Consider the following 13298-nt stretch of genomic DNA (forward strand, 5'->3'; position numbering starts at 1 on the left):
ATGGGCCGCCGAGGCCGCGGCCCATTCCATGGGACTCACCCCCTACTGGATGGACCTGATGTCCTACACCGAGACTACCGGCGGGAGGATTATCAGCCACCTGAACAAGCTCTACTCGCTGGGATCGCGCCTCTCGCAGCGGTTCTCACTCTTCAATAAACTGTACTGGGAGCCGCTCACCGCGGAGGGATTCAAGAAGCTCGACTACAACGCGTCGGACCGGGAGATGTGCACCCTCATGGCAAAGATATTCCGGCACGTCCCCGACACGATCCCCGTGGTGGGCGCGCACGGCTGGCCCTCCCTCGCGGCGCTCTCCGCCGGGATGAAATACGTGGTGAACATGATCCCCGACAACTGGCCCCTGGGCCTGCACCTGGCCGAAGGCGCGTTGCACGCCATACAGTCGCCCTCCGCGTACCTGGGTTACCGCACGCTCAAGAACATGGGGCGCGACGGCGCCGTCATGAAGCCCATGCCCTCCCGGGACATCCGCTTCACGGGACATTACGTGGACCACGAGCTCGCGAGCAACGCGGACAAGGACTCCGCGCTGCGCATCGACCGCATGCACAAGAAGAAGCCCCGCCGCATCCTCATTCCCATAGGCGGCGCGGGGGCACAGGGACAGATCATCGCCACCGTCGTCGAGGCGCTCGCGCCGCTGGTGAAGGAGGAGCGCGTCGTCCTCTACATCAACTCCTGCGATCACCGCGGCGTGTACGACATGCTGAACGCCGTGATGGAGCACGCCGGCCTCCACGTTGAGCGCTATACGGAGTGGAGCGAGGTGACCGGCCTCGCGCGCAAAGCCCTCGCCGACAGGGCGCACGGGGTGCACCACCTCTGCAACCCGGACCTCTTCGCATCGGTGTACGCGACGAACCTTCTCATGCGGTCGGCGGACATTCTCGTGGTGAAGCCGGGAGAGTTCAGCTTCTATCCCATACCCAAGCTCCTGCTCCCGCGCGTGGGGGGCCACGAGGCGTGGGGCGCCATACGTAGCGCGGAGCTGGGCGACGGCACCATCGAGTGCGGTACGGTGCAGCACGTACTCCAGGCGCTGGACCTGCTGGTGACGCACGACGACCTGCTGTCCATGTACTGCGAGCAGATAATCAAGCTCAAGAAGGCGGGCATGTACGACGGCGCGTACAACGTCATAAAGATGGCGATGGATTACAAGAAGGGCAAGATACGGCGTTAGGCGGGCGCCGATACGGCTTTACACCCGTTCCCGGCCCCTTATCGCCTCGACGAGCGCACGGGCCGGGGCGGAAAGCTCGCGCTGCTTGAGTCGCACCGCGTAGAAGTCGCGTTCCACCTTTATCCCCTCCACGCGGATAACCTTGAGCACGCGCGCATCGAGCGCGCGTTCAATCACCCGGCGGGACATGAAGGCGACGCCCGCCCCGGCAATGACCGATTCCCTGACCCCCTCGAGACTCGAGCATTCGATAACGGGGACGAGCGCGGACGGACGCATGCCCCTCCGCCCGAGCGCCTCTTCGTAGGCGATGCGGCTCCCCGACCCGCTCTCGCGCGTGATGAAGGGAAGCTCCCCCAGTCCCTGGATCGTCACCGCGTCCGGATGGGAAGGCGCGCCCGCGAGGACGAGCTCGTCGCGCGCGACGCGCTGAAACACGAGCGCGGGAAGGCTTATCTTCCGTCCCACGAAGCCGATCTCCGCCCTGCCCTCCTTGATCATCTCGATGACCTCCCGGCTTCCCGCCACCTCAATTCTATATGCGTAATCCGGGTGCGATTTCCGAATCGAAGCCGCCGCCTCCGGGATGAGGTATCCCGCGGGAACGGTGGACGCGCACACCCTGGTGACGCCGCCGAACGCGCCCCGGGCCAGGCCGTCCCTGAGGTCGTCGACCTCGCGGAACACGCGCTCGCAATATTTCCGGAAGAGCTCTCCCTCGGGGGTAAGCGTGCTCTCCCTGCCGGACCGGTGGAAAAGCTTGACCCCCAGCATCTCCTCGAGCGCGCGGATATGATGGCTTATGGTGGCCTGTCCCACGCGGAGCTTCCGCGAGGCGCTGGTGAAGCCCCCCGAGCGCACGAGCTCCATGAAGCTCGCCATCTGCTTCAGGTCGAAATTGAGCTCCGGTTTCTTCTTCATGCGCTTTCCCCCCTGGTCGTCACGACCCTTCCCGTTATGCGGGACTCGTGGGCGGCGAACGCCATCTCGTGGCTCGTAACCGCGCCCCGGGCGTCCGTCCCCGGCCGCGCGCCGGAAAGCACCGCGGTGAAATTCTCCATGATGCCGAAATCGCCCTCGGCGTGCCCGAACAGGTCGCCCGCGACCGGGATGCGGACGCGTTTCCCCGTCCGATGCAGGCGCACCTCAAGCCTCCCGCCCCCGCCGAACGTACCGCGCAGCGTGCCCTTCGCGCCGTCAATCCTGAGCGTCCTCCCCTCCCGCCACGAGTGCCCGTGCATCCGGAGCACGGCGGTCGCCCCTCCCTGGAACTCGATGATGGTTTCCTGGTGATCGACCTGATCGTTGTCGCACCGGTAGACGCAGCGCCCGTACGGCCCCTCGCGGAGAACCCGCATGATCCCCGCGGGCGTACAATCGTCGGTGATGGTGCTCGTGGGCCATTCCTTCCAGGTGGCGAAACGCGATAGCACGGGGAGCGCGGAGGAGAGGCGCGGGAATGCGAGCATGAAGCGCGCAAGCCCGCGCACGCCGGGCGAATCGGTGAGGGCGAGCGCCCGCTTCATGTGCGTCCCCTTCAGGTACGTGTCGACCGAATAGTACGGGCATTCCCGTTCCGCCGGACACCCGTCGGTGCAGCGCGGCGGGGCACCGGGGGGCGCGCAGGCTTCCGTGAAATGCCCGTTCGAACCGAACGAGGCCACGGAGCGGGGCGGCTTCCCCGCGAACCAGGCGACGAGGTCCATGTCGTGGCAGCATTTCGCGAGAATCATGGGTGACGCCGTATCGCTCCTGCGCCAGTTCCCCCGTACGTAGGAATGCGCCATATGGTGATACGAAACGTTTTCCGCGTGAAATATCGTATAGATGTCCCCCAGGAGTCCCTCGTCGATAACGCGCTTGACGGCGGTGAAGAAATCCGTATAGCGGAGCACGTGGCAGACGTTGAGCGACATGCCGGTGCGCCGCGCCGCGGCCGCGACGCCCGCGCACTCCTTCCGCGAGAGCGCCATGGGTTTTTCGAGCAGCACGTGGTAGCCCCGTTTCATCGCCCGCACCGCGGGCGCCGCGTGGAGCGCGTCCTGGGTCGCGATGATCGCGCCGTCGGCGATTTGGGGACGGTCCAGGATTTCCTCCCACGTGGAAAACACGTTTTCCGGGGGGATGCAGTGCTCCCGCGCCATGCGCGCGCGCCGCGCCTCAACGGGATCCGCGACGCCGGTAATCCTGAGCTTCGAAGGGTGCGCGAGGGCGAACGAGGCGTACCGCGTACCCCGGTCGCCGGCACCGATTACAATCACGGTCTTTGGCATACGCTGCTAGTGGGCCACCCGCCGGGAGGAATGTCAAGCATTGATGGAGGTCTTCGCGGGCGCCGGTCCGCTGTTCAATCCGCGATGGCGGTGAACTGGAGCACGTAGCTAACGGGCTCGCCGGCCAGCTTGGACATGGGGACGTGCATCTGGTAGGGCGAGGACTCTCCCGGCTTCAGGAGCTTAAGCTGGGTAAAGGCGTACCCGGTTCCGATAAACCTTCCCGCCGCGTCGTAGAATCCCGCGACCACCTTCGCGTACTTCGCCCCCTCCTTCCCGGGATTGGTGAGCACGCCGCTCAGCCGGAAATCGTCGAGCGTTCCCCGCGCGAAGTTTTCCTGCGCGCTCTCGAGCTCGTAGAGGTTGTAGCGGTATTCCAGCCGCTCCGGGGTGAAGAGCGTCTCGTAATCGGCGTACATGCCCTTCTGGTTGAGCGCGACCCCCTCGAAGGGCACCGATTCGCCGGGCAGCAGATCGCGTTGCGCGAAACAGTCGACGAGCATGAGCTGGTTCCCGGCCGCGTCCCTGAGGCGCACGACGACGTGCGGCGTCTTCAACGGGACCTCGCCGGTGTTGCGTACCAGCCCGAAAAAGTACACGCTGCCGTAGGAATCGGCGGTCTGTAGTTGTTCAAGCACGGCGGACGGCTTTTTTTGGGGTCCGATACTGCCCGCTTTCTGCGAGCCCTTCCGGTCGCCGGCCGCGCCTGCTGCGGCGAGACGCGTATCGGACTTCTTGCGGGAGGGGCGCGGCACGTCCAGTTCCGCGCTTGCGGAGCCGAGTATCATGCCGCTCTCCGTGTCGACGAGCCGCGCGAACACTTCCGCCGAGCGGTCCCGGTAGTATAGCGTCCCCAGCACCACCGCCTTCGCCGAAAGGAGCCGGCCCAGGGCCACGGCGGTGCTCATATCGGTCACCCCGGTCTGCGAAAGCCGCTGTTCCCGCATCACCTGCTCGATGCGCGTACGCTCGATGAGCCGGAAGCGCCCCGCGTTGACGAGCTCGTCCGTGAGTTTCTCGGAGAGTATTCTGCCCTCGAGGTCCGGGCCGCCCTCCACGATGAAGGGAAGCACCGCCACGGTGATGGGCGCGCCCATGTCGACGTTCTGGACCAGACCCTGCGAGAGCCTTTTCGCGGGAGCCTGGCCAGAAACGCATGCGAGGCTTACAAGCGACGCGATGAGCGATGCGAGCGCCGCGATCCTTGCAATCTTCATATTAATAAAATTCCCCTGGATGTCAGTCGTCATGTGCGCGCCGGCCGCCGCGCAATTTCGCGAAAGGCAATCCGCCGTAACTATGCAATCATGAACACGCGCCCCCTGTCAATCCCAATAGCGCGGGTCTTAGCGGAACGCCTGTCGCCGGTAAAAAAAATGCTTCCAGTATTCGCGTAACTATGGTCAGACTGGAGATTCGCCCGAACGTTATTGTGCACGCGCATGATATTGCTTTTTACGGATGGAGCCATGAAAATACAATCGATGAAACTGAGAACCAGACTGGGCCTGAACGCGGGGAGCCTGATACTGCTGCTGCTTATTATCAGCGCCGCGAGTTACACCGGCGTGCTCACCATCATCCGCCTGTCGGACGGGGTCGCCGATAACCGCGATCTTATGATGACGATGAAGGAACGGGAGCTCGATCACCTTGGCTGGGTTAATTCGGTATTGAGTGCGATGAACGACGGGAGCATAGAGACGGCGCGTATCGAGACTGATTATCACAAGTGCAGGCTGGGCCTGTGGTACTACAGCGATGCGCGTACGTCCGCCCAGGGGATTCTGCCCGGGATCGCCAGCAGGCTCGACGATATTGAAGCGCCCCACCGGCGTCTTCACGAATCGGTGCTGAAAATCAGGGAGGTAATCGCCCGCGGGGGCGATGCGGGCGCGGCCAGGCGGGTGTTCCAGACCGAAACCGTCCCGAGCCTTGGATTGATAAGGGAAAACCTGAACGGCATCAACCAGACGGCCCGGGAAAAGGCCGACGAGGCGGGGCGTATGCTCGCGCAAATGTCCGGGAGGATAAAGACGGTTATCATCCTGGTAAGCCTGCTCGCACTGGGAACCGGCCTCGCGGCGGGCTTCCTTGTCGCGCGGAGCATAAGGAAACAATTGGGCGCCGAGCCGGGCGCGGTGAACGAAATCGTGAGGACGCTCGCCCGGGGGGATTTCACCGCCGTCATCGACACCCGGAGAGACGACACGGAAAGCCTTCTCGTGTACGTCGCGCAAATGAGGGACGACCTTGAACGGCTCATCGCGGGGATCGCGTCCGCGGCCCAGAGCCTGGTGCAGGCCGTGGAGGAGATTTCAGTGGGAAATCAGAACCTTTCCCAGCGCACCTCCCGGCAGGCGTCCGCACTGGAGGAAATCGCGTCCACCTTGGAAGAGTCCGCCGCGACGATTGGACGGAACGCGGAGAACGCGAGAGCGGCGAGCGAGGTCTCACGTGAGAGCATGCGCATCGCGCAGGAGGGAAGCCATGTAGTGGAACAGGCGATGAGCTCCATGAACGACATCAGCGGCTCGAGCGCCAAGATCGGCGACATCGTCTCGGTGATAAACGGGATCGCGTTCCAGACGAACCTGCTCGCCCTGAACGCCGCGGTGGAGGCGGCGCGCGCGGGCGAACAGGGACGCGGTTTCGCGGTGGTGGCGGGAGAGGTGCGCAACCTCGCATTGCGCGCGGGAAACGCCGCCAAGGAAATCTCGGCGCTGATAAGAGAATCTCTCGAAAAAGTCGAACTGGGCACCGGGCGCGCCGGTAAAAGCGGGGACGCGCTCGGGAAGACGGTCACGGCGGTCGGGAAGGTGGTCACGCTCATTACGGAGATCGCCGCGGCGAGCGAGGAACAGCGCCAGGGCATCGACGAGATCAACAACGCGGTTATTGAAATGGACACCATGACGCAGCAAAATGCAGCCCTGGTGGAGCAGACCGCGGGCGCCTCCGAGGAAATGGCGGGCCAGGCGCAGGAGCTGTTGGGCATGCTGGGGCGATTCAAACTTCGCGGCGCCTGATCGCGGGACGCGTGATCGGGGAGTCAGTTTCCCCGCACCGCTTCGCCTGTCGACCGGAGTAGTATCCGCCGGCCCGGAGAATCGGCACATAAATTGTATTTGACAAATTTGCATAATCCCGGCAATCAATAATAACGAGCGCTTGTTATCTTTAGCATGCCTGTTTCCCGGCGCGCCCGCACAGAAGAGCCCTCACAATGCCGATACGCGCTTTTTTGCGGCCGCATTCACGGATACCGGGCATGCCGGTTCCGGCTCGTATCATATTCCGCCCTGGAGGCACTTATGGAAAAGTCGATTTGGCATGATCATTATGACTGGTGCGTGGATACCACCTACCGTTACCCGCGTATACCGGTGGGGCAATTGCTGGAAAACGCCCGCTGTTCCGCCCCCGACAAGACGGCAATCGATTTTTACGGGACCAGGTATACCTTCTGGGAGCTACGCGACATGACCGCACGAATGACCGCGGAGCTCCATCGCCTCGGGGTAAAGAAGGGAGACAGGGTCGGCCTGCACCTCCCCAACTCCCCCCAGTTCCTGATCGCATTCTTCGCCTGCCAGAAGCTCGGGGCCATCGTCGTAAACATGAACCCGCTCTACACGGCCGACGAGCTCACCCACATCATCGAGGTTACGGGAATCACCGCGCTCTTCACCTTCGACCTGATGCTGCCGACCGTGAAACCGCTGCTTGAATCTCATCCGGTTCCGCTCGTCGTAGTGACCAGGATAACCGATTTCATCAAGGGGGCGCCGCGAAGCACTTCCGGTGAAATATGCCAGGTGCCCGGATGGCAGCATTTTTCATCCCTCATAGAGGAATCCGCATCCAGGGTCCCGTTGATCGATGTGATTCCCGATGACCCTTCGGTCATCCAATTCACGGGAGGTACGACCGGTTTCCCCAAGGGGGCGGTACTCACGCACGGCAACATCGTGGCGGCCACCATGCAGGCCTCTCTGTGGGGCCTGGCGGCCATCTCCTCGATACCCATACCCGAGCGCACGACCCTCTGTGTTCTCCCCTTCTTTCATGTATACGGAATGGTGGTGGGAATGCTCTATTCGATTTTCAACCTGAATACCATGATCGTGTTCCCGCGCTTCGAGGTGGAGGAGGTCCTCGCCTTTATCGGCGGATACGCAAATATCTCTTTTTTCCCCGCCGTGCCCACCATGATAACGGCGCTCATCAATCATCCCAAAGCGGAAGAGGCCCGGCTTATTAAAAAGCTCGGATTGCTCCAGTCGGGCGGCGCCCCGCTGCCTATGAGCATCATCGAAACGCTGCGCGCGGAAGGTGTCAACTACTCCGAAGGCTGGGGCATGAGCGAGACAGCCTCCCTTGGCGTCGCGAACCCTATCGTCGGCATGAAAAAGCACGGCAGCATCGGCATCCCGTTTCCCGATACGCAGGTCAGGCTCATGGACCTTGAGGGCGGCGACAATGAAGTGGAACCGGGGGAACCGGGCGAGATGGTCATCAAGAGTCCGCTGGTAATGAAAGGATACTGGAACGATGAGATTGAGACGCGTAACCAGTTAAAGGACGGCTGGCTGCGCACCGGCGACATCGCCACGATGGACGGGGACGGATATTTTTTCATCGTGGATCGCAAAAAGGATATGATAATCGCGGGCGGATACAATATCTACCCGCGCGAGGTGGACGAGGTTTTAATGAAGCATCCGATGATAGCCGAGGCATGCGCCTACGGGCTCCCCCATGAGTATCGCGGGGAAACGGTCAAGGCGGTGGTCGTTCCCGTGGAGGGTGCAGTCCTCTCCGAAAAAGAGATATCCGAATATTGTAAACAACACCTGGCTGCCTACAAGGTTCCCAAGATCATCGAGGTGCGGGAAACACCGCTCCCCAAGTCGGCGGTGGGCAAGGTGCTCAGGAAGCTGCTGCTGGAAGAGGACATGAAGAAACGCTAGGCCGGGAATGCATATATGATCACGGGAGCGACCCTTGTAGGGAAAGATCACTTCAGTGATCGTCTGAAATACCCGGGGACATTAGATACGACAGGAGGAGGACAGAAATGCCCTATAATGCAAATATGGAAGCTGTAATTACCCCGCCGAGTCTTCCCTTCACCCGCAAGCTCGGTTACGCAATTGGCAACCCGGCGTGCAATATCTGTTACCAGGTGGTGAATCTGTTCCTTCTATATTTCTATACCGATGTATTCGGAATCACGGGAGCCGTAGCCGGAATCATATTTCTCGTGGCCCGCATTATCGATGCCGCAGTCGACCCCATGGTGGGGTATATAGCCGATCAGACAAATACCCGGTGGGGAAAATTCCGTCCCTATGTGCTGTTCGGGGCCCCGATCCTCTGCCTATTCTTCGCCCTTACATTCATCACGCCCGATCTTTCTCCCTCCTTGCAGGTTGCGTACGCGTTCGCCACCTACATTAGTTTCGGTATACTGTATTCGATCGTGAATATTCCGTTCAACTCGCTCGCGGCAGCTATAACACAAAACACGAATGAAAGAAATAGTCTCGCGGCCATCGGCCTCGTGCTCACGCAGGTAGCGGTCGTGGCCGTTGCAATCATAACCAGACCGGCAGTGAAATTGTTCTCATCGGAAGCTGCTGGATTTGGGATAATGGTATCCATCTATGCAGCGATAGCCCTTTCGATGTTCATGGTCTCCTTCAGCATGACAAAAGAGGCAATAAGCCCAACAGGTACCGGAAGGTATAATCTCCAAAGCGCGCTGCACCTGGTCACACGAAACAAGTATCTTCTCCTGCTTGCGGGGGCGTATCTGGCCTCGGGAATCGCGGGAACGGTACGAAGCTTCTCGGCCATATATTTCTTCAAATACAACGCTGGAGACGAAAACCTGTTTGGCCCCTTTATGCTCGTCCAGGTTCTCGGTGCGCTGCCTGCGAGCGCCCTGACTCCGATGATCGCCGCGAAATTGCAAAACAAGCGAAACTTGTTCATCATCGGGATATTAATTTTCATATTTGGAGATTTTGGAGTTTTACTCATGTCATACTCGAATCCGGCGCTTTTCTTTCTGTTTAACTTCATCATCGGGATCGGGGGAGGCATAACCATGGTGCTCACCTGGTCGATGCTTCCGGATACCATAGAATACGGCGAATGGAAGACGGGGATACGCGGGGCTGGAATCACCTATTCGGCCTTTTCGTTCGTGGCGAAGGTTGCCGCGGCTGTCGGCGGAGGGCTGGCCGGCGCCATTCTCACCTGGGCAGGTTATACGCCAAATGTCGCTCAACCGGATTTCGTGAAGGACACGATCCTGCACATGCTTGCGCTATTCCCGCTCATCGCGGGCATTATCGGGCTTATCCTGCTCAGCTTCTATAGAATCGATAACCGGTTCTTCGCGCGCATGGTGCGGGAGATCGCGGAAAGGCGCGGTTAGCGAAGAATCGCTGGAAATTCAAATTCGATGTAATCGGCCGGTCAACTAGAGGCGGAAAAGACATATTTGACCGGCCGATCCCGGCTTATTCGCCCGTGAACACCGGTTCCCGTTTTTGAAAAAATGCGGTAACACCCTCAACCGCATCCTTGCTTTTCCCAAGCTTCTCGGACCACAGGCGGTCAACCTTGAGTCCTTCCTCCAGTCCCTTTTCCAACCCCACGCTCATGCCGTTCAATACGGCGGCGACCGCCAGGGGCGGCCGTTTGGCCAGCGCCTGCGCCCATTCCACCGCCACCTTCATCAGATCGGCCGCCGGCACCGCGCGGTCCACCAGTCCCGCGTCCTGCGCCTCCCGGGATGAAAGCCGCGTACCGAAAAGAATCATCTCCAGCGCCTTCGACCTTCCCACGATTCTGGGCAGCCGCTGAATGCCGCCCCACCCGGGGGTGATGCCGAGGTTCAGTTCGGGACAACCGATAACCGCTTTCGGATTGTCCGTCATGATGCGGAAATGGCACGCCATCGCAAGCTCGCACCCCCCGCCCAGGGCATATCCGTTGACCGCCGCGATCACGGGTTTTGACATACGCTCGATGCGGTTAAACACCTCGTTTCCGTCGGGCCCCATGCCGATATTCGCCGCATCCGAAACGTCCATTCCCGCACAAAACCCTTTATCACCGGACCCGGTGATTATAACCGCCCTCGTGTCCCGGCTTTTCTCCAGCTCGCTTATTGCGCGATTCAGCTCCACCCTGATTCCGACATTTATCGAATTCGCCGGCGGACGGTTAAGGGTAATGATCGTGATGGAATCATTTGTTGCTACGTCGATATACGAATTATTCATATGGCTCCCCGCTCCTGTCGATCACCTGACTTGCAGGCCGATCAAATTTTTAAATCCCCGTTTTTCAGCATCTCGGTGGGCATGAACCACTTCAGCCCTATCCATTGCGAAATCGCCTCACACCGCGCCGCAACCTTTTCCCATCCCATGCCCCCGGCAAGGGCAAAGGGTCCGATCACCGATCCCCCGCCGTTGATCAAGGCCTTGTCTATCTCGGCCGCACTGGATGCCACTCCCGCTTCCAGGAGCTTGGTCCCCTCATTGACCTGAAGGCATACGAGATCCATTGGATCGAAATCGCGGTCCGCCTTGCTTAAATCGATCGCGGGCCTATCGCCCCCGGGCCAGGCAAAGATACCCTTTCCTGATTTTTTTCCCAGCATCCCGGACTGGATCAGGGATTTCAGCCATCCCCCCGGCTTGAATTCCGGAGAGAGGGTCGTCCCGAAATATTCCATGCCGTGCAGGTTTACATCGAGCCCGGTGTAATCCATGAGCTCATAGGGTCCCATGGGAGCCCCGAGCGCCCGCAGCCTGGCATCGACCGCCTCCGGGACCACGAGCCCCCTGTCGTAGAGCTCGGAAAGAAACAGTCCGACAGGCGCATTGACCCTGTTGAAAATGAACCCGGGTGTATCCTTCTCCACCCTGACCGGTACCATGGGGCCTTTCAGATTTTTCAAACCGGAAACCAGGTCATAACTCACCCGCATTGTTTCCTCGGTGGTGTGCGCGCCCCGGATGACTTCAACCAGCGCCATCATGGCCACGGGATTGAAAAAGTGCACGCCCAGGACCTTTTCCGGCCTGCGGGTCGCGGCCCCCATCCCGGTGATATTCATATTCGATGTATTGGACGCGAGAATGGCGTGCGGGGGCGCGTATTCATCTATCTCCCTGAACACCTTTTGTTTAAGATCGAGTATCTCCGGGACCGCCTCGATCATATAATCGATATCCCGTACGGCATCCTTAAGGGACGTGAACCCCAGAATAGCGCTCATGACCCTTTCGAGATCACTCTCGTCCATCCTCTTTTTAGCAACCTGCTTCGCAAGGCTGTCCCTTATTTTGCGTATGCCCCTGTCCACGAATTCCTGTTTGATATCGTATAGACACACCTTGAAGCCCGCACTGGCGCATAACTGCGCTATGCCGTGACCCATATCCCCTGCGCCTATGACAGCGATGGTTTTTATGTCTTCTGTTTTCATAGTTATGCTCCCCGATTTATCTTTCACGTGATGCTCACCCCGGCCGTCCGATACTTCCGTGCGTTTGTCCTGGGTGCGGTACTATTCCTTTTCCCATATCGCACATCAGACAAAATAGGCTGCGTTAACCGTACGCGTCCGCAACCTTGTTCCCCGGGGCGTTGTCAGGACGCTGCCTGAGACTCCGCCCGGGGAACATTCCAGGATTAAAGATGATACAACCGCCGCAATACCGTATCTTACGGAAGGCTCTTGACCGCCACGTCCTTCCAATTAGTGGTGTTGCCGGGCAACTCCGGACTGGTTCCGGCAAATGCATTTCTCGCCGTGGCATCATTCGCAAGCTGATACCGCAGCCAGGCGGTTACATAGCCGCGCAGCTTCCCGCCATTCCCCTGGATGGTATTGTGATCCGTCCCCTTGCAGGTTCCCATAGCGGCTCCCACCCCGGAAGGAAGCGCGTTGTAGGCGGCGCGCACATCCGCAAGCGGTGCGATTATTCCATCAAGCATGCCGTTGCCGCGCGTGAAGAAAACAGGAACGTCCACCAGCGAGGTGTCATAGATATCCTCCGCATCGCACCATTTGAGCGCGGGCAGAGACACCGGGACAAGGGTGGTCACCATGTCGCCCTCGGTGAAATTCGTGGCCGCGTTCACCACCCCGCCCGCTCCCTGGGAATGGCCCGCCAGGCCTATGTTCCCCACATCGAGCTTTTGATAAAAAATGCTCGCCGGATCGCCGTTGCGCGCGACCAGGTAATTCATGGTTTCGATTATCGCCTCCCCCGTACCCACGGCGGTATCGAAATTACCGATGACGACGAATCCCCATGAGGCCAGGTGAGTGAGCAAGGCGTCATAATCGAGACAATCCGCATCGGATCCGTTGCCCCACACCACGATGGGATGATTCCCGCTTAAAGCCGCGGGGTAATAGATCTTGTAGAGATCCGCGCCCGCTTCGTTTTTAATGACTACCGTACTGGTCGCCAATGAACCCGTTGCCGCATACGTCGTTTCAATAACGGTCGCAGCCCGCGCCGATATACTGAATACGGCCATGCCGAGCAACACGACGGCCGCGAACACCGTCGTTTCCATCCTGCTCTTGAATCGAAACATAATGAACCTCCCCTTTAAATTTTTGATTCCAAACGGCTGCGTGGCACCCTATGTCAAATAGTGAACCACACACCGCCTGAAGGCGGTGGCTTCGTGTTCGGCTAAAGCCGACTAAAGATCATCATCAGTTTTAAAGTCGGTATCTGTGGGCTCCTTGCCTTGATCCTCAATATATTTCA

9 protein-coding genes are annotated in these 13298 nt (G+C 59.9%); 3 read left to right on the plus strand and 6 right to left on the minus strand.

Translation table 11 applies throughout. From position 1 onward, the window contains the following. Positions 1-1225: 1225 nt before the first annotated feature. From EPN93_12410 to EPN93_12420, 3 genes are all read right to left on the minus strand, one after another. On the minus strand, positions 1226-2128 hold the full coding sequence (locus EPN93_12410; protein ID TAL34095.1) for a LysR family transcriptional regulator: 903 nt from the start codon (positions 2126-2128) through the stop codon (positions 1226-1228). Further along, the gene (locus EPN93_12415) at positions 2125-3480 is read right to left on the minus strand and encodes a Gfo/Idh/MocA family oxidoreductase (GenBank protein ID TAL34096.1); all 1356 of its coding nucleotides are present in this window, start codon (positions 3478-3480) and stop codon (positions 2125-2127) included. The genes EPN93_12410 and EPN93_12415 overlap by 4 nt, the downstream gene beginning before the upstream one ends. Positions 3481-3554: 74 nt before the next feature. Continuing rightward, positions 3555-4730, minus strand: coding sequence for a hypothetical protein (locus tag EPN93_12420; GenBank protein ID TAL34097.1), 1176 nt, complete (start codon positions 4728-4730; stop codon positions 3555-3557). A 192-nt stretch (positions 4731-4922) separates the two neighbouring features. Between EPN93_12420 and EPN93_12425 the strand changes: the two genes are divergently transcribed. The 3 genes from EPN93_12425 (at position 4923) to EPN93_12435 (ending at position 9928) form a co-directional block, all read left to right on the plus strand. Beyond that, a complete protein-coding gene (locus EPN93_12425; GenBank protein TAL34098.1) occupies positions 4923-6509 on the plus strand; it encodes a hypothetical protein in 1587 nt (528 codons plus the stop codon). A gap of 285 nt (positions 6510-6794) precedes the next feature. Beyond that, the gene (locus EPN93_12430; GenBank protein TAL34099.1) at positions 6795-8453 is read left to right on the plus strand and encodes a long-chain fatty acid--CoA ligase; all 1659 of its coding nucleotides are present in this window, start codon (positions 6795-6797) and stop codon (positions 8451-8453) included. A gap of 107 nt (positions 8454-8560) precedes the next feature. Beyond that, on the plus strand, positions 8561-9928 hold the full coding sequence (locus EPN93_12435) for a hypothetical protein (protein TAL34100.1): 1368 nt from the start codon (positions 8561-8563) through the stop codon (positions 9926-9928). A gap of 85 nt (positions 9929-10013) precedes the next feature. Here the strand turns inward: EPN93_12435 and EPN93_12440 are convergent, their stop codons facing one another. From EPN93_12440 to EPN93_12450, 3 genes are all read right to left on the minus strand, one after another. Further along, positions 10014-10781, minus strand: coding sequence for an enoyl-CoA hydratase (locus EPN93_12440; GenBank protein ID TAL34101.1), 768 nt, complete (start codon positions 10779-10781; stop codon positions 10014-10016). A gap of 41 nt (positions 10782-10822) precedes the next feature. Further along, positions 10823-11995 (minus strand): 3-hydroxyacyl-CoA dehydrogenase family protein, encoded by a 1173-nt coding sequence (locus EPN93_12445; GenBank protein TAL34102.1) that lies wholly within the window; start codon positions 11993-11995, stop codon positions 10823-10825. Between the two features lie 239 nt (positions 11996-12234). Next, positions 12235-13119, minus strand: coding sequence for an alpha/beta hydrolase (locus EPN93_12450; protein ID TAL34103.1), 885 nt, complete (start codon positions 13117-13119; stop codon positions 12235-12237). Between the last annotated feature and the right edge of the window lie 179 nt (positions 13120-13298).

It is taken from the genome of Spirochaetota bacterium, from assembly GCA_004297825.1.
Taxonomy (GTDB): Bacteria; Spirochaetota; UBA4802; order UBA4802; family UBA5368; genus FW300-bin19.

What these genes read in the sequence shown, in the direction of transcription:
- EPN93_12425 (TAL34098.1), top strand. Translation starts at nt 4,923, where the DNA reads ATGATATTGCTTTTTACGGATGGAGCCATGAAAATACAATCGATGAAA.
- EPN93_12420 (TAL34097.1), bottom strand. Translation starts at nt 4,730, where the DNA reads ATGACGACTGACATCCAGGGGAATTTTATTAATATGAAGATTGCAAGG.
- EPN93_12445 (TAL34102.1), bottom strand. Translation starts at nt 11,995, where the DNA reads ATGAAAACAGAAGACATAAAAACCATCGCTGTCATAGGCGCAGGGGAT.
- EPN93_12415 (TAL34096.1), bottom strand. Translation starts at nt 3,480, where the DNA reads ATGCCAAAGACCGTGATTGTAATCGGTGCCGGCGACCGGGGTACGCGG.
- EPN93_12410 (TAL34095.1), bottom strand. Translation starts at nt 2,128, where the DNA reads ATGAAGAAGAAACCGGAGCTCAATTTCGACCTGAAGCAGATGGCGAGC.
- EPN93_12430 (TAL34099.1), top strand. Translation starts at nt 6,795, where the DNA reads ATGGAAAAGTCGATTTGGCATGATCATTATGACTGGTGCGTGGATACC.
- EPN93_12435 (TAL34100.1), top strand. Translation starts at nt 8,561, where the DNA reads ATGCCCTATAATGCAAATATGGAAGCTGTAATTACCCCGCCGAGTCTT.
- EPN93_12450 (TAL34103.1), bottom strand. Translation starts at nt 13,119, where the DNA reads ATGTTTCGATTCAAGAGCAGGATGGAAACGACGGTGTTCGCGGCCGTC.
- EPN93_12440 (TAL34101.1), bottom strand. Translation starts at nt 10,781, where the DNA reads ATGAATAATTCGTATATCGACGTAGCAACAAATGATTCCATCACGATC.